Origin of the sequence: Arthrobacter sp. FW305-BF8, from assembly GCF_021789315.1 — a bacterium.
GTDB lineage: Bacteria > Actinomycetota > Actinomycetes > Actinomycetales > Micrococcaceae > Arthrobacter.
In genome coordinates this window covers 62,019-79,852 of sequence record NZ_CP084562.1, presented here as the reverse complement: position 1 = coordinate 79,852, position 17,834 = coordinate 62,019, and the positions used below count along the sequence as shown (strand labels likewise).

Annotated in this window: 17 protein-coding genes, 1 tRNA gene and 1 pseudogene; 11 read left to right on the top strand and 8 right to left on the bottom strand. The window is 62.7% G+C overall.

From position 1 onward, the window contains the following. Nucleotides 1-11 precede the first annotated feature (11 nt). The 9 genes and pseudogenes from LFT45_RS22695 to LFT45_RS22655 all read left to right on the top strand — a co-directional run. Nucleotides 12-104, top strand: a pseudogene (locus tag LFT45_RS22695) (enoyl-ACP reductase FabI); the annotation flags it as partial. A 734-nt stretch (nucleotides 105-838) separates the two neighbouring features. Then, nucleotides 839-2,419 (top strand): replication protein, encoded by a 1,581-nt coding sequence (locus LFT45_RS22690; RefSeq protein WP_236809657.1) that lies wholly within the window; start codon nucleotides 839-841, stop codon nucleotides 2,417-2,419. A gap of 1,168 nt (nucleotides 2,420-3,587) precedes the next feature. Beyond that, the gene (locus LFT45_RS22685; RefSeq protein WP_236809655.1) at nucleotides 3,588-4,562 is read left to right on the top strand and encodes a ParA family protein; all 975 of its coding nucleotides are present in this window, start codon (nucleotides 3,588-3,590) and stop codon (nucleotides 4,560-4,562) included. A gap of 2 nt (nucleotides 4,563-4,564) precedes the next feature. Further along, a complete protein-coding gene (locus LFT45_RS22680; RefSeq protein ID WP_236809727.1) occupies nucleotides 4,565-5,272 on the top strand; it encodes a hypothetical protein in 708 nt (235 codons plus the stop codon). 1,189 nt (nucleotides 5,273-6,461) lie between these two features. After that, complete coding sequence (locus LFT45_RS22675; RefSeq protein ID WP_236809653.1) at nucleotides 6,462-7,361, top strand: hypothetical protein; 900 nt, start codon at nucleotides 6,462-6,464, stop codon at nucleotides 7,359-7,361. Between the two features lie 331 nt (nucleotides 7,362-7,692). After that, the gene (locus LFT45_RS22670) at nucleotides 7,693-7,980 is read left to right on the top strand and encodes a hypothetical protein (protein WP_236809651.1); all 288 of its coding nucleotides are present in this window, start codon (nucleotides 7,693-7,695) and stop codon (nucleotides 7,978-7,980) included. Nucleotides 7,981-8,220: 240 nt separating this feature from the next. Beyond that, nucleotides 8,221-9,462 carry a UPF0158 family protein gene (locus tag LFT45_RS22665; RefSeq protein ID WP_236809649.1) on the top strand — a complete coding sequence of 414 codons (1,242 nt, stop codon included), beginning with the start codon at nucleotides 8,221-8,223 and terminating at the stop codon, nucleotides 9,460-9,462. Nucleotides 9,463-9,566: 104 nt separating this feature from the next. Next, nucleotides 9,567-9,776 (top strand): hypothetical protein, encoded by a 210-nt coding sequence (locus LFT45_RS22660; protein WP_236809648.1) that lies wholly within the window; start codon nucleotides 9,567-9,569, stop codon nucleotides 9,774-9,776. 206 nt (nucleotides 9,777-9,982) lie between these two features. Continuing rightward, nucleotides 9,983-10,065 (top strand) — tRNA-Leu (locus tag LFT45_RS22655). Nucleotides 10,066-10,464: 399 nt separating this feature from the next. Here LFT45_RS22655 and LFT45_RS22650 read toward each other — a convergent pair. Continuing rightward, on the bottom strand, nucleotides 10,465-11,037 hold the full coding sequence (locus LFT45_RS22650; protein ID WP_236809647.1) for a recombinase family protein: 573 nt from the start codon (nucleotides 11,035-11,037) through the stop codon (nucleotides 10,465-10,467). 559 nt (nucleotides 11,038-11,596) lie between these two features. On the opposite strand from LFT45_RS22650, the gene LFT45_RS22645 reads away from it, so the two are divergent. Together LFT45_RS22645 and LFT45_RS22640 are read left to right on the top strand one after the other, a co-directional pair. Then, nucleotides 11,597-12,565: a hypothetical protein gene (locus LFT45_RS22645; RefSeq protein ID WP_236809646.1), complete on the top strand. Its 969-nt coding sequence runs from the start codon at nucleotides 11,597-11,599 to the stop codon at nucleotides 12,563-12,565. 136 nt (nucleotides 12,566-12,701) lie between these two features. Next, nucleotides 12,702-13,418: an SOS response-associated peptidase gene (locus LFT45_RS22640; protein WP_272912849.1), complete on the top strand. Its 717-nt coding sequence runs from the start codon at nucleotides 12,702-12,704 to the stop codon at nucleotides 13,416-13,418. A 150-nt stretch (nucleotides 13,419-13,568) separates the two neighbouring features. On the opposite strand, the gene LFT45_RS22635 is transcribed toward LFT45_RS22640, so the two are convergent. The 7 genes from LFT45_RS22635 to LFT45_RS22605 are packed head-to-tail and all read right to left on the bottom strand — an operon-like array spanning nucleotide 13,569 to nucleotide 17,717. Beyond that, nucleotides 13,569-14,549, bottom strand: coding sequence for an ATP-dependent DNA ligase (locus tag LFT45_RS22635; RefSeq protein WP_236809644.1), 981 nt, complete (start codon nucleotides 14,547-14,549; stop codon nucleotides 13,569-13,571). A 32-nt stretch (nucleotides 14,550-14,581) separates the two neighbouring features. Further along, the gene (locus tag LFT45_RS22630; protein WP_236809642.1) at nucleotides 14,582-14,866 is read right to left on the bottom strand and encodes a hypothetical protein; all 285 of its coding nucleotides are present in this window, start codon (nucleotides 14,864-14,866) and stop codon (nucleotides 14,582-14,584) included. Nucleotides 14,867-14,924: 58 nt separating this feature from the next. Then, nucleotides 14,925-15,206 (bottom strand): hypothetical protein, encoded by a 282-nt coding sequence (locus tag LFT45_RS22625; RefSeq protein ID WP_236809640.1) that lies wholly within the window; start codon nucleotides 15,204-15,206, stop codon nucleotides 14,925-14,927. Continuing rightward, nucleotides 15,166-15,531: a hypothetical protein gene (locus LFT45_RS22620; protein ID WP_236809639.1), complete on the bottom strand. Its 366-nt coding sequence runs from the start codon at nucleotides 15,529-15,531 to the stop codon at nucleotides 15,166-15,168. Before LFT45_RS22620 ends, LFT45_RS22625 begins: the two co-directional genes overlap by 41 nt. Before the next feature lie 8 nt (nucleotides 15,532-15,539). Further along, nucleotides 15,540-15,905, bottom strand: a complete 366-nt coding sequence (locus LFT45_RS22615) for a hypothetical protein (protein WP_336885619.1) — start codon at nucleotides 15,903-15,905, stop codon at nucleotides 15,540-15,542. Nucleotides 15,906-15,945: 40 nt separating this feature from the next. Next, on the bottom strand, nucleotides 15,946-17,244 hold the full coding sequence (locus LFT45_RS22610) for a Y-family DNA polymerase (protein ID WP_442863639.1): 1,299 nt from the start codon (nucleotides 17,242-17,244) through the stop codon (nucleotides 15,946-15,948). Between the two features lie 41 nt (nucleotides 17,245-17,285). Beyond that, nucleotides 17,286-17,717 (bottom strand): LexA family protein, encoded by a 432-nt coding sequence (locus LFT45_RS22605; RefSeq protein WP_236809638.1) that lies wholly within the window; start codon nucleotides 17,715-17,717, stop codon nucleotides 17,286-17,288. Nucleotides 17,718-17,834 lie beyond the last annotated feature (117 nt).

Genomic DNA, 17,834 nt, shown 5'->3' with positions numbered 1-17,834 from the left:
AAGAAGGCACCAAAACCGTTGTTGCACTGCTCTCATACTGGTTTCCAGCGACCACCGGCGAAATTATCCACGTCAACGGCAGTTACCACGTCATGGGGATGTGACCAGTTGGTTGCCACAAAGACGGAATGCTCGGTAAAGGCTGCGACACGCCGACGCCTCACCTCCCACTTAAATTATTTTTTAACGGCAAGAATCACTCTATGGTCCCTAACCTGCCTAAGCCGATGCCCCCAATGGTGCCGCAGTCTCAGGTGAGCTCAAAGCCGTGGACTGTTGCCCTTCAAATCGAGGACCCTGAAAAGGCTCGAAAGCTACGGCTCCTCAGCGCCCTGTTTGGGCAGAAGCCTGGCCCTTACCTGACCAACATGGTCCTCGAATGGTTGGACACGATAGACGTTGACCAGTTGCAGCAGGAGGCTTTGCCTATCGCAAAGGCCGGTTAATAACTGAAGGCCCGCACGTGGCGGGCCTTCGTTAAGTATGCAGTTCAGATCCTCATCTTGGCGGATCGGCGATCTGAACTTTTTCCAACACCCACCCGGTGGGTGGATTTTTCGTACCCTCCGGAGAGGAGTAACTGCTGTCTATGGTACAGCCCTACCCACCCGCGTCAACAACGACGCGGCCGAGTGTTCTTCCACACGCCACGCCGGCTCAGGCTTGGGTGCTTGCTCCGCTGATTGCCGGACAGCCCTCCTATAGGACAGGCCGATGGATCGGGACCCGTTTTCAGTATCCGCGGCCGACAAACCCTCCCACAATCACAGGGGCGCTGCCCCGCCGGCCCGCCGCCGTGATGGTACACGGCGCGGATGGCTCCGTTGCCACCCTGTGCTTGGACCTGGACACGTCTAAAGCGCTCCCCGGCGTCGTCAACGCAGACGCGGCCCGAATCCGGGAACTGCTGCATCGGTGCGCCGCGGCGTTCGTGGAGGACTTCTCCCCTAACGGCGGGCGGCACATCTACGTGCCCCTGCAGGACCGGCTGACAGGTGGCGAGGCCCGTGAACTAGTCGAAGCGCTGGCGGCCTTTGCCCCCAGCCTAGACCCCAGTCCCCACCAGAACGTCACGGACGGTTGCATCCGTGTCCCCGGCTCCCCACATAAGCGAGGCGGCTACCAAACACTCGTGACTCCCCTGTCGGTGGCGTACGACGCAATGGTGCGCCGTAACCCCTCCTCCGTGGTGACTGCGCTACGAAGCGCACTCGCACCCGAACTACGGAAAAACAGGGAAACGAAAGTCCGGCAGGCCAAGGCCAGCTCTGCGGCCAGCGGCATCAGGAAACCGCTGGCATCCGGGGCGGTCAGCGACTCCCCCTTGCGCAGTCTCGCCCGCACGGGCGTATACGACGTATCCCGTTACCCCAGCGCTTCCGAAGCCCGCATGGCCGTGCTCTCGCACTTCACGGGATGCGGCTGGTCACTCCAGCAGGTCCAGTCCCAACTCAGCGGCCAGTTCCCCGGCCTGGCGGCGCTCTACGGCTCACCGGCACGACTGGAGCGGCTTCTTTCCACCGAATGGGCCAAAGCTCAAGCCTGGAGCCAAAAAACACCCAGCTCCAAAGCACCGAATAGGACTAGCCGTATTAACAACACAAGCCCTCCTCTACTCACAGGGGGGGCAAAGAACTCTAGTCCAGCGGCGGTGCAGCAGCTGGTGAACGATCTGGAAAACGTTCTTTACGCAGTCCTTGACTACCGTTTGAAAGATTTGGGCCGGGAAGGACTAGGTCTACGCCAGCTGATCCGGGCCATTTTGGGATACATGCGGACCAAAGAAACAGACTTGCTTGACATAGGGTGCCGTTCGCTGGCCGTTGCCGTGGGAAAGCACCACACCACAGTCGCCCGGCTGCTCCCCGTTTTGGCTGCTGCATCAGACGGGATGTTGACTAAAGTTGCAGACGCCCGTGGCAGGGCAGCCGATGCGTACGTGATCCAGGTTCCGGATCAGTACGCGGCAATCGCAAAAGAACTCAGCTGGCGCAGGGGAAAGATCCATGGCATCCGGCCCGTATTCCGGGCGCTTGGTGACGCCGCGGCGCTTGTCTACGAGGCCATTGAGCGGGCACGTGTCTCCCCTGTCAGCTCAGAACTGATTCGGATTACGGGAATCAGCGCTACAGCGGTAAAAAAAGCCCTCAATGAAATGACAGCCCTGGGCATGATTCACCGCGACGGTAAGCAATGGAAGATCACAACTACAGCTAGTCTGACGCAACTGGCGATTCGTCTGGGAGTCATGGACGACTATCAGGCCCATATCAACCGAAACCGCCGCGACCGCGCCAACTGGCACGCCTATCTGGACAGGTTCCTCACCCCACCTATCCCGGAAAACCAAATCTACGACGAAGAGCGGGACGATTACTGGATCCCGCCTGATCCCGGGATTGCATTATGGGCTGCATAGATTCGGCATTTGGACCGAGTTATTGGTCAACTGTTGCCGGCCCGTATCCGAAGGTAAAGAGTGCCCGGCGGCGTGGGTGATCCCAGGTCCTTGGACAACGTCGTGGGAGTCGGTTTGTTGATTGATTGCACCGTTATAGGCGCGTCGTTATCTGTTGCACAGTCCCCTGTTCAGAAGCTGAAGCGTCTCTGCTCGATGGGATGCGATGGCGCCTGTGCTTCCAGCCTGTACAAATCAGTCGCCTTGCTGAGGTTACGTCTGCTGGACTACCGCTGAGAAGGAAAGTATGTCTTCCGTAATGGAGCTGGCCTTAGTCGCGGCATTCCCCTGGAGGATCTGGCGGTTGCAGTCCGTAGGGTTCCGATAGCACACGGGACGACGCGATCTTTACTGCTGCTCTACTGCATAGTGCACCTGTTTCAACTATGGAACAACTGCATTTTTGATCCATAGCTAGTTTTGTGCTGATGCAGAGTAGATATCTAGCTGATAACTTGCTGTCAGCACCATTTCATGGTTGCTGCTCGCCGGCTGAGTGCGCCACCGATGGGAGCACTCCTGGTGGCGACTCGCACCCCCAGGCTGATCTTGTTTGTACTACGCCACCTTGTGCTTTCGTCACTCCCCGTTCGGCTTGCCTCTCTCGCCGATAGCACCGTTAGCTTGGATCTCGATCTCGTGTCCGTCGATCATCGAAAGTGCTCACATTCCCCAAACGGTCCTTCTAGCTCTGAGCAGCTGGTTGCGGCATTCTTGACTGCTGGCCCCTACTGCAGCGATTACTGCTTTGTCCCACTGGACGGTTACTTGCGTGACTACATCTGGTGATAGTGCACTATGACTGCGTTCTACCTGCGCATCAACTGCGTAGCTACTGCGCATTCCTAGTGCGTCAAAAACTGCGAGTAACTACTGCACAGCTACTATTAAACTTAGTGTGTCGTTACTGCATATTTGCTTATGACTCAGTCCATAGCGCTAGTTCATAACTGAGTGCGGTTGAAAGCCGACGCTGATCAATACACGAGTGCGTAGTCAATGCAAGGAAAGTCCGCCACTACTGCATAGCTAACGCGCAACAACTGCACAGTTGCTATGTTGATGTTGTGGAGCGACACCCCACTGAATGTGCGTCTATATCGCATTCGCCGCACATAGGATGTGCATTATGGATACGGCAACTACCTCTCACGCTTTGGCACCCGACGTTCAGCTGGCTTCGCGCCGCACCATCTGTATCTCCAACGGCAAAGGTGGCGTCGGCAAGACAACGGTTACGACCAACTTGGCTGCCCTTTTAGCTGAAGCAGGGTACAAGGTGCTCGTCGTCGATCTCGATTCTCAGGGCGACACATCGACCAACTTGGGCATCATCAATGATGAGCGGTACGACCGTGGTGAGGCATTGGACATCGCGGTCCGGTACGACAAGGTTCCCGTGCCCATCAAGGATGTGCGACCGGGTCTGGATGTCCTCGCCGGCGGCAATCACACCGCACAGCTCATGGACACGTTCCAGGGCGATGCCTCCCGCCAGGGCAAGATGCGCGGGGGAGTAGCCCGCACCTTGGCCAAGATTGCTCCGAACTACGACATAGTTCTGATCGACACCCCTCCCTCCGAAGCTGGCTGGACCGCCATCGAGGAAGCTATGTTGGCGTCCCGGTGGATTTTGGCTCCGGTGAAGCCTGAGCCGAAGTCAATCCGCGGGCTCCAGTCGCTTGCCCGCCGCATAGTCAGTGTCCAAAATGACAATCCCTCTGTCGCGCTGCTTGGCGTCATCCTTTTCGGCATCCCTACAAATGCCAGGAACGTGGACAAGCAGGCCCGAACGCTGTTGCAGGACTCCCTAGACGGCATAGCACCCGTGTTCGAGGGCAGCATCCGTGACGTTGTTGCCGCTGACGCTGATGCGAGTTTCCGTGGTCTGGCGGCACACGAGCTGGCCGCCAGAGCAGCGACTCAGTCTCCGTTCTGGGAGCGGCTGCGGAACAAGGGTAAAAGCACTTCTGACGAACCACGTATCGCGCAGTCAGCAGGAAACCTCGCTGAGGATTACATGCGGTTAACAGAACAGATCGTCCAGGAGCTCCAGGCCCAGGAAGAAGCGTTTGACGAGAATCTTGAGGTGGCTGCAAAGTGAGCATGCCTTCCAGCCCGGGAAAGATGGACCTCAGTGCACTCAGCGGCTTGAAGAAGCGCGTGCTGCAACCGGTGCCGTCTGCTCCTCTTGAAGCAGTACCCGCCGAGCAGACATCTGAAACGGTACCCGAGTCTGAGCCGCAGGCTGTAGCCGGGTCACAGGACGCTCGTACGGCAGAAGCGACTCGGAATAGACAGTCTGGCACGGACGCGGAGTCCGCAGCAGATGCTGGGGTTACTGCTTCAGATCGGCTAGAAGGTCAGGCCGCACACGAGCCTGTGGAAGGGCCCAGGCCCACAGTCATTGCACAGGAGAAGATTGAACCCGCTGGAGAAGAGCATTCCGGCCATGTCACTCTCTACCTGCCCAAGGACCTTAACCGGTGGCTAGGGGAGCACCACGACAGTACTGATATCTCCTATCCGGGGATCGTTCTGAATGCGATTAGCTGGGCTGCGGGCGAGAATCGGTTTGGGGATATTTTTGCGCCGAAGGACAGCCTGATCCCAGCCAACGACATCTTCGGGCGAGCTCCGGCCATACCCAAACATGCCCGTGGGTCGCTCGAGCCGGAGACCAGGCCGCTGCGCTTCCGTAGGGACCACATGCGAGTGATTATCAGTCTGGCGCGCACCTGGACAGCAGATAACCGGAACGCCTTCTTCGTCGGAGTTCTGACCGCTTACAGAAATCATCAGAACATGAGCTAAAGGTCCTAGGGCCTTCGCCTGAAGATATACAGATGCCGGGTGTGGGCCGGGTAGCCGCAGCGCCCGGAGACTTTTCCGCACCTCGAACTGGTCGTCGTCGACGAGGCCCGGCCGGCGCCGGCTCAAGACCATCGGTTTGGAACAGCTCCGCGACCTGTACGGCCGGCACCTGTTCGGGCTTCGTCCTGATCGCCGTGCCCGCGCTGCAACGAGGCCCGACTCACTACCCGCAGCTGTACGGCGGCGCCCACGAATACCCACCCCCACTGGGCCAGAGCGAACTCCTAGACCTGCTCGGCCAGCACCCGCCACGACTCGGGTTCCAACATGCCGGCGCTTTAGACACCACCCGACGTCCTCGCCGCTATCGCCCATTTCACGGGCGGGGCAACTTCAGGCTCTTGTAGCGTCTGCTCGCGCCTTGGCGCCACAGCCTCTAGTTCGCCTCCCGCCAGCGGGCGGCGGTCCGGAGTCCGGAGGGGATCCGACATAGGTGCGGAGTGCCCAAAAGCTCGCCAAATTGCCCCCTAAATGTCGTTTTCGAAGTCGTTTGCACAGCGGGCCCTTGAGCTGTCGGGGTTTGTGCAGGGGAGTATGAACACTGGTTTGTTCATACTCCTCTGCACGAATGTCACCTTTGTTCGCGCCCGGGGCGCGGGAAGGGATGTTAGAACCATTTCGACTGGAGCGGGCCCAAGGCCTGACCATCCACATGGTCTGGACGATGGTGCCCGACCAATGCACAGACCGGGAAACCCCGGCTCGTATCGGCCGGGGACTTCCCGGCATGCAAAAACGCGCCTATCTCGCCGGCGGCTGGACTAACGGTACGGCCCGACGGGTGACCACTGTCGCCTGGTCAGTCCTTGCGCTGACACTCGTTGTGCAAGCGAGTACGAACATCTGTGCAGACGCCTTCCAAAAACGACAGTGCAGACCCATAACGTTTCGTTTCATCTTTCGTATTTCGTTAAGTTTCGTCTTGTGTTATGGTGACGCTATGAGTGAGCAACAGACCGAGGAGCGCATCTGCCGGTTTCCTGGGTGCCGACGCCCGGCGATGGCCGGTGAGGCGGGGACGGGGCGGCCGCCTGAGTATTGCGATGACCCCAGGCATAACCGTGCCGCCGCGTGGCGTGCCCGGCAGCGGCAAGGGGAGCATCAGGAGCGGGCCGAGGAGACACGTCCTGTGGATGCTGCGCGTCAGCGCGCCAGCGAGATCGGGGGCCAGGTTGCGGGCATGATTGAGCATCTGGGCCAGCAGTTGGCTTCACTTGTGGAGGAGCTGCGCACGGTGGGGGATCCGGACGCGGCAGAAGCACAGATCGAGTCGATTTCGACCGAGGCCGCCGAGAAGATCGCCGCTGCAGCGGCCCGTGCCACGCGCGCCGAGCAGGCCCAGCGGCGTGCGGAGGTCGAAAAGGACGAGGCCGACGCGGCCGCCGCAGAGGCGACGCAACAGGTCGAAGAGCTGACGGGGAATCTGGCTGGCCTCCAGGATGAGCTGTTGACTGCCCGGAATGCGGGGGAGGCCTTGGAAGAGGAACTTGCCCAGGCTCGCATGGCCGCCGAGCAGGACCGGGCACAGGCAGAAGCCGCCGCGGGGGAGCTGCGCGCCATCCTCGAGGCCGCCCGCGACCAGCTCGCCCGCACGGAGCAGGACAGGGACGCCGCCACTGCCCGGGCCGAGGCCACGGAACGGGAAAAGACCGGCGCGGAGAGCCGCGCGGCGGCCGAAGCGGAGCGGGCCCATCGCGCCGAAGCCGAAGCAGGGGAAGTCCGTGCGCAGCTCGAGGCCGTCAGGGGTCAGCTTGAGGCGCTCCGTGCGGATCTGGACGGCGCCCGCGAGGCGACAGCCGAGCTGCGAGGATCCGTGGCCGCGCTCACCGCCGAGCGCGACGCTGCCCGGGCCGACGCAGATCGCGAACGCGACCACGGTAACCAGCGCGTCGATGACCTCCGTACCCTGTACGAGCGCCAGATGGACCAGCTCCGAACCGAGGCCGCCGAAGCGCGCGCTGCCGTGGCCGAATCCCGGTCCCGCCGAGGCGGTCCGGCCGGGAAGACAGGGGAGGGGCCAAACCGGTAGAGCGGCCCGGTTTTCGCTGAGCCGCCCTGCGAAGCGGGCGAAACGCTGGCCACGACTTATCAGAACCGCTCCAGAAAACGGCAAGGGCAGGTAATGAGAAGAGTGATGATCGGCCTGATCCTGGCACTGTCGGGTTGGGCTGGGCGTGCGCGGGAATCTACCTGATCCTTACCGTTCAGGCGCTCGGGAACGCGGTAACACGGGCGAATGTGTTCCTCGTGGGTGACGCGGCACTGTCCTTTGTCACCGGTCTTGTGAGCTGGGCGGTGCTGGTTTATCTGGGAAGCCTGTTCGGCATCAGGCGTCCCCGGCTGCTGAGGAAGAAGAGCAAATGAGCCGCATTGAAACCGTGTACGTGGTCAGTGAGCCGCAGCCGACCGTCGAGGGCGCGGTCAGGCAGCTCGCCCAACGACTGGACAAGAACCTCAAAGACCTGGTGACCGTATTCCAAGAGGCCGGCGACCAGTTATGGACAGCAGAGCCTGCATCCCACACCGTCACGCCCGTGCCGTTCACCGAACGTCGACCTGCTGGAATCATTGGTCATGAGAACGTCCAGGTCACGCGCTACATCGCCTCGGCCGTGGTCATGGTCTCGTTCCAGAAGCGCATCGACTGACCCGAGAGGATCCGGGGGTGTTTCCCCACGATCGAGTCGCTTACCGCCAAAGGTGTACCGACCCGTGCCCGGATGAAGCCAAGAAACCCTTGTTGACTGGACTCCGGGGCGCGGGGGCAGGCGCGGAGGTTCAGAGGCAATGGGTCCGGAGCAGATTGGGATAACCTACCGGCCACTATGGGCGGAGCCTTGAAGTGATCCGCCCTGGCCCCGCAGCTGGCGCGTGCCATCCTTGGGGGTATGGCACGAACTTGGTTGTCGGTGACGGTGGAGCTGCTGGGTGGTCGTGGTGAGGAGCTGTGGCCATGGCCCGGGCGTGTTTTCGCGGTTGGGCCGTCGCACACCTTCATGGACCTCGCCATGGCCATCAACGATGCCTTCGCCCGCTGGGACCGCTCGCACCTGTCAGTCTTCACCCTGGCCGACGGCCGGGTGATTACTGATGAAGACACCGGAGCCGGGATGGCCGGATCGGTCAGGGGCCCGATCCGGCCACCCATCGACTTCGCTGCTGCCAAGGTCGCCCGCATGGTGGGCCCGGGGGCTGAGTTTCAGTTCACGTTCGACCTCGGTGACGCCTGGATGCACCGATGCGTGGTTGGCGAGGTCAAGGTCGACCCGCTGGAGGTCCTGGGTATCCGCCCGGACGTTCCCCTGCCGTATTGGGGCTGGGGCAGCATCCCGGACCAGTACGGGCGCCGGTGGGCTACCGACGATGGGGAGAGCCGGCCGCCGGCCAGGCCGGCCCGGCCGCACCCTATGCTGCTGCACTCGTGGCCCGCACAGGTGCAGGCACCGGTGCTCGACCTGTCCGAGCTGCGTGAAGCCATCGCGGCCGAAGACGCGGCCCGTTTCCTGGCTGCGGTGACGGGACGCGACGTCGATGATGTTCTCCAACAGGTAGGTGCGGGCATACCGATGGCGCTGGAGCAGCGGCGCCAGGACACCGAGCCGGTGGCACTGTCAGTGATTAACCGGCTGACGTGGCGTGACGGCGCTGGGGATGGGGTGCTGGCGGAGGACCTGCTGGCCGGGTTGCGCCGTGTGCCGCTGACCGGCCAAATGGTGCCAGTGGACCTGGACATGCTCAGCATCATGCTGGAAGGGGATCCGGACCTGTCGACCGGTGGCTACCTCGACCTGCGCACCGGGCAGGTGTACGACGACAGCGCCGCTGACCCAATCATCGTCGGGGAGAGTACCGCCATTGACGTGGAGGAGGAACCTGACCGTTGGCTCCGACTCGACCACACCAGCTCGCGGGACGGCTGGCAAGACATGGTGGCCTTCGCCGAACGGCAGCATGACGAGGCCCTCCGGGCGCGGCTGGAACGGGCGATCGAAGGCAAAGGAGCCTTCAGCCGATTCCGAGACCTCGTCCACGACGCGAACCTCAGCGAACAGTGGTACGCCTTCTCCACCGACCGCCAGATCGGCCGCGCCCGCGAGTTCCTCGCAGACAACGGCATCCGCGTGGGTTGACGCACTGGCCCGGGTCGACGCCGAACTCGTCACGGACATCACATAGATGCCCCCCTGCGGAGCCCGCCGACGCGTTGGATGCCTGAAAGTGAGAGGTTAGGCATGTGAACATTGAGAGAGCCACCACCGATGAGCTTTACCGCCTGCTTCTGGACGTCCAAGACCAGCTCAACGAGCTATTGGAAGATGACCGACTGACGCTAGCCAGAGACGCGGAACAGACGCACGGCACCGCCCAAAAAGCTGTCGGCCTGGCGCTGGAGCATCTGGACGCCACACGGCAGGTACTGGCCGTGCTTGAAACAGCAGACTAGCTGTCCGTGGCTCCCCGGTTCCAAACCGGAAGCCACCGCAACCCTATGCGGCCCGGCTGAATCGAGGCTCACTTTGTTCGACTTGGGTTTCGTGTCGGCCGTGCACGACAAACTCGCGAATCTGCGGAAACTTCATGCTAAGGTCTTTGTCGCTGCTCCGGGAAAAGCGAGACGCTGAAGCGTAGGCCGGACCCGAACGACTACTTGCGCGGGTGGCGGAATGGCAGACGCGCTAGCTTGAGGTGCTAGTCCTCGAAAGGGGGTGGGGGTTCAAGTCCCCCTTCGCGCACGCAGGTGATGTCTCGGAACATCGACGACACCCCGGTCTTCGGACCGGGGTGTTTCGTTTTTTAGACTGGTCGCCGCGGGGCAGACTAACGGTGAACTCTACGAGGATTGTCCATGCCGTGCGCGTGGTCATCTGGACAGGTCAAAAACGACCGTTTGATACCTAGTTGCCGCCAGGGTCTGTAAACCCGACCACGATGCCGGATCGTGCCGTCAGAACTCGTTGCCGGGGATCAAAGTGGGTCAGTCCGGGGAGGGGACGTTTTTGACCATTGATGGGGGGAGCGCCGGAGAGTACCGACTACGACCAATTAGCCGCCGGCAAAGCGTCCGATGGGGACCCACGGTCGCGGTATTCGGCGGCATGCCATCCCCTCCGCGGCGTTGCGTATGGTCCTCGTCAGGCCAGTTCGTCGCTTGCCAGTCGGAGGTAGCGGTAGACGGTAGCGCGGCTGGCCCCGATGACCTTCCCGATATCGGCCGGGGAGAGTCCCTGGGTATTTAGGTCGCGGGCGCGCTTGACTTTCTCATGAGCGGCGGTGACTTCCCGCCGCCCGGCCTTCCGTCCGTGTTCGGCGGCCGCGGCCATACCGGCCCTGGTCCGCTCGGCCAGCTGGTCGCGCTCGAGTTGTGCGAATGCGGACATGACTGTGAGCATGGCCCGGCCCATCGGCCCGGTTGTACTGATGCCTTCCGTGACGCTGCGGAAGTGCACCCCTCGGTGTTCCAGGTCATCGATGAGAGCCAGCAGGTTCCGGGTGTTGCGACCCAGCCGATCCAGCTTCCAGACCACGACTTCGTCACCGTCCCGCAGGTGCTCAAGCATTTTGTCCAGTTCAGGTCGGCTGGCCCTCGTTCCGCTTACGCCGTGGTCGGTGAAGATCCGCTGGCAGCCTGCAGTATGCAACGCTGCATGCTGCAGATCCGCGTTCTGGTCCACGGTGCTGACCCTGGCATAACCGAAACTCCCCATATGCCTGCCCCATCGCTCATCAAAGGCTAAGTTGCCTTTTGTTGAGAATAGCCTATGTGAGACACATTGATGGGACGAGGCCGTGTCAGGGGAGAGTGGCGGAAATCAAGGCTTTGACCAGCCGACGCCGGGCCGGCCCTCCCGGTCCGGATAAAGGATCCTTTGATGAAACCGGGATCTATTGTCTGGCTCAGTAGTAAGCGCCTTGGGCTGGGTACTGCGCATTACCTTCAAGGAGTCAGACACGCGCACCGTCCCACCGCCATCCAGGGATCGCGGGACAGTGCCAACAGAAGAGCCGGATCAATCGGCCCACCGAGTACGAAGGAGCTGCAATGAATCTTTTGTCCGTCATCCTCAACGGAGACCCGCTAGCCGCCCTGCCCTTGCTGGCCTTGCTCGTGCTTCTTCATGAGCCAGCCAACCGCCGTGCTGTGCGGTTGCTCCGCGCATGCAAGCGCCCAGGTGGGAAGTGACCTCCGTCAAAGCGGGCAGTGCGGGGAGACTAAGTTGTTAGCGGGAGCCCCTTGCTTGGGAGGCCAGACGCTAGGATTCCTTAGTGGCTGAACAGCAGAAGAACAAGAACGGCATGGTTGAGAGCTCTATTGCGGGCGCAATAGGTGGAGTCGTAAGTACTGCAGGCGTTGTCTATTTCGGAGCACTTTGGGCCGGGACAATTTCCGGACCTACAAATCCTGCATTCTGGCAGCAGGCGGCCCCGCTCATCATCCTCGTACTGCTGGTCATCATCTTTGGGGTTCCGGCAATACGACGGTTTGTATTCAGCAAAATCAAGCTTCTGAAGAAGCCTGGTATGTGGTTGCTCGGCCTTCGGATCACCGATAAACGGAGACGGAATGGGCTCTTTAAGGAAGGTGAGGAGGAGGCTCTCGCGGAGGTAGCTAAACGAAACGCCAAACCCGAAGCGTTCAACATCGCCTACGCATCTAGCTCCCCTGTGAATGGCCTCGATCGGTTCCTCCTGTCAGACTTCTCGGGCATAAGTGGTAGTGGGCCGATGAAGGACATTCACATCACCGCGCCCAAAGACGAGATAGTGATGGAGGACAAAGAGGGTCCCACTATCCCCGGAAAAGACCCCGATGATCCCTATCATTTCAGCGGCCAGGTAACGGACCGTGGGCACCTGAAGGGCATTGACTTCAGGGTTTCTTGGAAAGATCGAGACGGCTATCCACGATGGGATTTCTATCATGTCCGCCCCAGCGGTCCGCCGTTTAAAGGAGTCCGGACAGGACCCTTCGGCGACATCAAATATGGAGAGCTTGTCACCAGTCCCAATATCAACGACGGATCGCTCACTGTTAAATGGGCCTCCACCAAACAGGTTATGGGCAGGCTTGTCCCGAGCGGTAAGGCCTGGAAGGTCGAAATCGGGCGGCGCGAGGGGCGGGTAGGCCCCTACTTCATAGTGGAAGATGAGTTGGGCGTGGTCAGCACCCCCGAAGAGGGCGTCGAACTACTAAGGATCCGCGCCCATCAAGAAGAAGAGAGCTACCAGGCCTGACGGAAACAGCCCGATAGGAAGACGCGGTTCCGGCACGTTCAGCGAGCTCTTTATGTTTTCCCAGTCCCCATGGTCTGTGAAGCCTGGCTGCGTTGTTCATGCGCCATCTAGCAGAGGCATCAGGCAGAATGGCCCCATGTGCGGCAGATACGTGATGTCCAAGGCCACAGGCGACCTGCTCCGCCACTTTGAGGCCAAAGAGGTCGAGGGGAGCCCGCCGCCGCCGAGCTGGAATGTGGCGCCGACCCAGAGTGTGCCTATCGTTGCTGAGCGTTTGGATGAGGGCGCGATTGACCGGCATCTGCTTATAGCCCGTTGGGGTCTTGTCCCGTCCTGGGCGAAGGACGTCAAGGTCGGCTCCAAACTGATCAACGCCCGCAGTGAGTCCATTTTGGAGAAGCCGTCCTTCCGGAAAGCTGCTGTGAAGCGTCGCGCGATCGTGCCGGCTGAAGGTTATTACGAGTGGCAGAAGACTGAGGACGGGAAGAAGATCCCAAACTACCTGTACTCCGAGCAGGAGCCGTTGCTGGGCTTCGCCGGGTTGTACGAGTGGTGGGCGGATCCTTCCCTTCCTGAGGAAGACCCCGGCCGGTGGCTGCTCAGCTGCACGGTGCTCACCACGACGACGCAGGACGCGTTGGGCCACGTCCATGACCGTTCCCCGGTCATCATCCCGCGGGATCGCTTCGCGGAATGGCTGGACCCGGACCTGACCGACAAGGATGAAGTCCAGCACCTGCTTGACTCCCTGCCGGAACCAACCCTGACACCTCGGATCGTCAGCCCACGCGTGAACAGTGTGCGGAACAACGGACCCGAGCTCATCGAGCCCGCCGAGCCTTCAGCCACATAGACTCATGCCGTGAAACTCACCGGCACCATCACCAACCCGGACGGCAGCTACGGATATGCCGACGTCGAAGGCGCCACCTACGACGAGGCGCGGGAAAACCTCTACGCGCGTCTGGGTGAGGGACAAACTCATCACCATCCGCACCGACCGCTAACCCGTATGAAGTTCGGGCAGGATCACATCGGCAGGGGACAGTTCCGGTCTGGCCCGGAGCAGGCGGAGGGGATGCCGGAAGGACCGGCCCGACCAGGCGGTATCGGCGGAGACTTCCACGACCACCGGTTCCACCAGGGTGAGCGTCACGGGTTCCTTGTCCCGGTTGAACCTGTCTAGGGTCGTGCCCTTCACAGTGGCGGGCCAGGGATGCTGACCCTTTGGCAGTTTCAGCCATCGGGCCAGGTCCCGGGCGTCCGCGGTCTTCAGCGGGGTGGAACGGCCGACAATCCGCAGTTCACCCTCCAGGACCAGGCCGGCGACGACCTCTGAGGGTTGGGTGATCGGTCCGATCACGGCACCGCAGATGACGTCTATGGTTTCCCTGTGTTTCAGCTTCCACCAGGAGCGGACGCCCGGGGTGTACGGCTCGTTGGTGTTTTTGATGATGAGCCCCTCGACTCCTGTGTGGGGCAATTCTTCGAACCAGCGGGCGGCCTCATCGGGGTCAGTTGTGGTGGGGGAGAGGGACAGTGGCGGCTCCCAGCCGGTGGCGAGCTCTTCCAGGAGGGCCCTTCGCTGGTGCAGCGGCAGGTCGCGGGAGTCGTGTCCGGCTACGGCGAGGACATCGAACGCGACGTAGTTGGCCGGGGTCTGCCGGACCAGTCCGGGGAGGGTTTTCGGGCCGGCGCTGAGGCGCTGTTGCAGGGCGGTGAAGTTGAGCCGGCCGTTGGCCCAGATCACGGCCTCCCCATCGATCACGCACCCGGGAGGGACAGCAGCCTCCAAGACCTGAATCAGCTCGGGCAGGTACCGGCTTAGGTCTTTGCCCTGCCGGGACCACAGCGTGGCCCGGTCATTGTCGCGGACGACGATACAGCGGTAGCCGTCCCACTTTGCCTCAAACAGGAGATTCCCGGGCCGGGCGCGGGGCATCTTCGTGACGGCCCGGGCGAGGGCGACCTGCCGGCGGGGCAAGCCCCGCCGGCAGGCCGGTCCCGGCAGAGTGCTCAGCAGTCCCCATCGAGGCCTTCGAGCGTATCGACCTCGACGGCGTCCAGCAGTTCGGCGGTGCTGTTCCCGGTCCTTCTGGCCAGTTCATCGACGGCGATGAACCCGGTCCGGGCCAGGGCGATGGCCAGCTCCGCCAAATACCCGGCCCCGTTGCGCTGCACGAGGTCGCCCATGACCGCGTGCATGCGGCCGGTCATCCCAGAGGGGCCCTCGGCTTCCTCGGCAGCGATGCGCAGCAGGGTCAGGGCGGCCAGCCGCGGATCGTCGTACATCAGTCCCATGGCCCAAAGGCTACGCCAGGCACCGCGCGTGTGAACCCGGTCGTGGTCCGGATGCTCCCTATTTGTCGGCCCAGCGTTCGTGCGCGGCCTGGCGGGTGATTCCGGCGGCGCGGCCGATCTCGGCCCAGGTCGCCCCGGCGGCTTTGGCGGCCGCGACGGTTTTGTCCAGCCGCTGTCCGGCCTGGGCGTAGCCGCGTGCGGCGGCCACGACACCGTCGACCGCGCCCACGGACGCGAGGTATTCGAGCCATTCATCGCCGATGGCATCATCGACCGGTTCCGGGGCATGGGCGGACTTTTCACGGGGCCTGCAGGAGCCGGACGAGGCGGCTGGTTTCATCCAGGCGGTCCACCGGGCGCGTCCAGGACAGCTCCCGGGCGGGGGTCATCATCCACAGGGCGAAGTAGTTGTGCGGCACTTTCGCCTCCAGCGCCGCCCGGAACAGCGCTGTCACCCGGGGATCGAGCTGGCCGCCGGCGGTGAACTGGAAGCCGGGGCAGAAGGTCCCGTCGTCGATGAACACCCGGACCAGGCTGCGCAGCACCGGCTCCACATCCGGCAGCGCGCTGAGCCGGGCGTGCACCTGTTCCAGGGAAGGCAGTCCGAACTCACGGCGCAGCGCCGCCCACATCTGGTCCGGCACCGGGCCGGAGAACCCACCCACGATTGCCCTTACCCGTCGGTAATGGAAACCAGGAGCCACTGCTCCGACAACGGGTCGCGGCGCAGCTCGAAGGTCCGCAACGGCGCGGAGGTGCTATCACGGACCTGGACGCGCCAGTGTTCGACGCTGACCAGGTCCCCGGAGCCGATGGCAGCCCGGGTGCCGGTGTGCCACCAGTCGCAGCGTTCGAACCAGTGCACCGGTTCGGCTGCGACCGCCCAGATCTGTCCGTCGTGGCGGACGGCCAGGGGAGTTCCGGCGGCGTTGAATCGCACCTGTACCGGCACGCCGGGCTTCGTCGATGCCGTTGTGGGGGCGGTCTTGGGCGTGGGGTCGGCAGGGCTGGTGCTGCGGGGTTCATGGGTGATGGTCATTCGTTTGTCTTCCGTGTTGGTGCTGGTCTGGGGGTGGTTGTTAGGCGGCTTTGACGAGGGGGAGTTCGTCCCAGTGGGTGGTGTAGCGGGGGGAGAGCATGTCGCGTTTCATGGTCCAGTCCAGGCCGGTTTTGATGCCGGCGTGGCCCAGGCCGATGGCACCGCGCCCATACCGGCGGGTCACGTCTTCGAGGAGGGTGCCGATGTGGCGTTCCTCGTGCGGGTTCTCGAAGGGCTCGAGCGGGGATTGGTTGCCGGTGGGGCGCAGGTCGGTGACCATGATCCCGGCGCGGGCGTATTTGAGGCCTTCCTGGATGGTGGGCAGCAGCGCGTGCGCGGCCCGGGTGAGCAGGACCGGGTCCGCCGTCGGCATCGGCAGCGCCACGCACACCGACGGGTAGGACTTCTCGTATTGGTTGTAGTGGCTGGTGCCGGCGAACGCGGTGAGGACCTTGGCCTGCAGCCCGTGCTTGCCCAGCCGTGCTGAGGCCTGCTGCCCGTAGACGGAGAGGACCTGCCGGAGCCCGGCGGCGGTGGTGACAGGCGTGGCGAAGGAGCGGGAGAAGATCAGCTGGTCCCGGCCGATGCGTTCTTCCTCCATCGGGATGCAGGGGGTGCCCTGCAGTTCCAGGACGGTGCGCATCATGACCACGGAGAACTTGTCCCGGATCGCGACCGGATCCGCGCAGGTGAGGTCGGCGATCGTGTGGATGCCGATGACGTTCAGTCGTTTGGTCAGCCGGCCGGCGATCCCCCAGATTTCCTCCACGGACAACCTCCCCAACAGTGCCTCCCGTGCAGGTGCGGGCACGGTGTCCCAGTGGCAGACCCCGCCGAACGCCGGGTTGTGTTTGGCCCACTTGTTGCACAGCTTCGCCAGGGTTTTGGTGGGGGCGATCCCGACGCAGACCGGCACGCCGACGTGCCGGCGGACCGCGGCTTTCATGGCCCGGCCCAGGGCGAGCAGCTCGGCGGGGGAGCCTTTGACGCCGAGGAAGGCCTCGTCGATGCTGTAGACCTCGAGCCAGGCCGAGTACCGGCCCAGCAATTCCATCACCCGGGCGCTGATGTCCCCGTAGAGCTCGTAGTTGGACGAGAGCGCGACCAGGCCCCATTCCTTGGCCCGCGGGGCGAGTTTGAACCACGGTTCGCCCATCGGGATGCCGAGGGCTTTGGCTTCGGGGGAGCGGGTGACGGCGCAGCCGTCGTTGTTGGACAGCACCACCACCGGCCGGCCCTCCAGGGACGGGTCGAAGGCCCGCTCGGCCGAGGCGTAGAAGCAGTTCACGTCCACGTGCGCGATCTGCGGCATCCGCCGCATCACGGCCGGCCTAGACATCAGATCCCCCAGGCAGTTCGCGTTTAACGGAAAAGCGCGCGTTAGACATGGTGCAGGCACCTCGTGGCGACGCCCCACACGCTCAGCTCGGACAGCGCAGGAACGCGGATGTCCGGGTACTTGGGGTTCTCCGCCTGCAGCACCACGCCCATGGGGGTGATGCGCAGCCGCTTGATGGTCAGCTCCCCGTCCAGGACGGCGATCACGACCGACCCGTCCGTGGGTTCCAGCGCCCGGTTGACGATCAGTTCGTCCCCGTCGCTGATGCCGGCGCCCTCCATCGAGTCCCCGGTCACCCGCACGACATAGGTGCTGGTGATGTCCTTGATCAGGTGCTCGTTCAGGTCGATCCGGCCGTCGAAGTAGTCCTGCGCCGGCGAGGGGTATCCCGCCGCGACCGGCACCGGGGAGACCAGCACCGACAACAACGACACGCCCGCATCTAGCACACGGGGACCAACAATGACGCCCACAACACACCTTTTTTCGAATATATGTTCGATAGGTTTCAAGTGTAGACCCGGGGTCGGACAGTAAAGAATCCTCCAGGTGCATCGGGACGCAGAGGCCCTGGCCCCGGCGCTTGGACG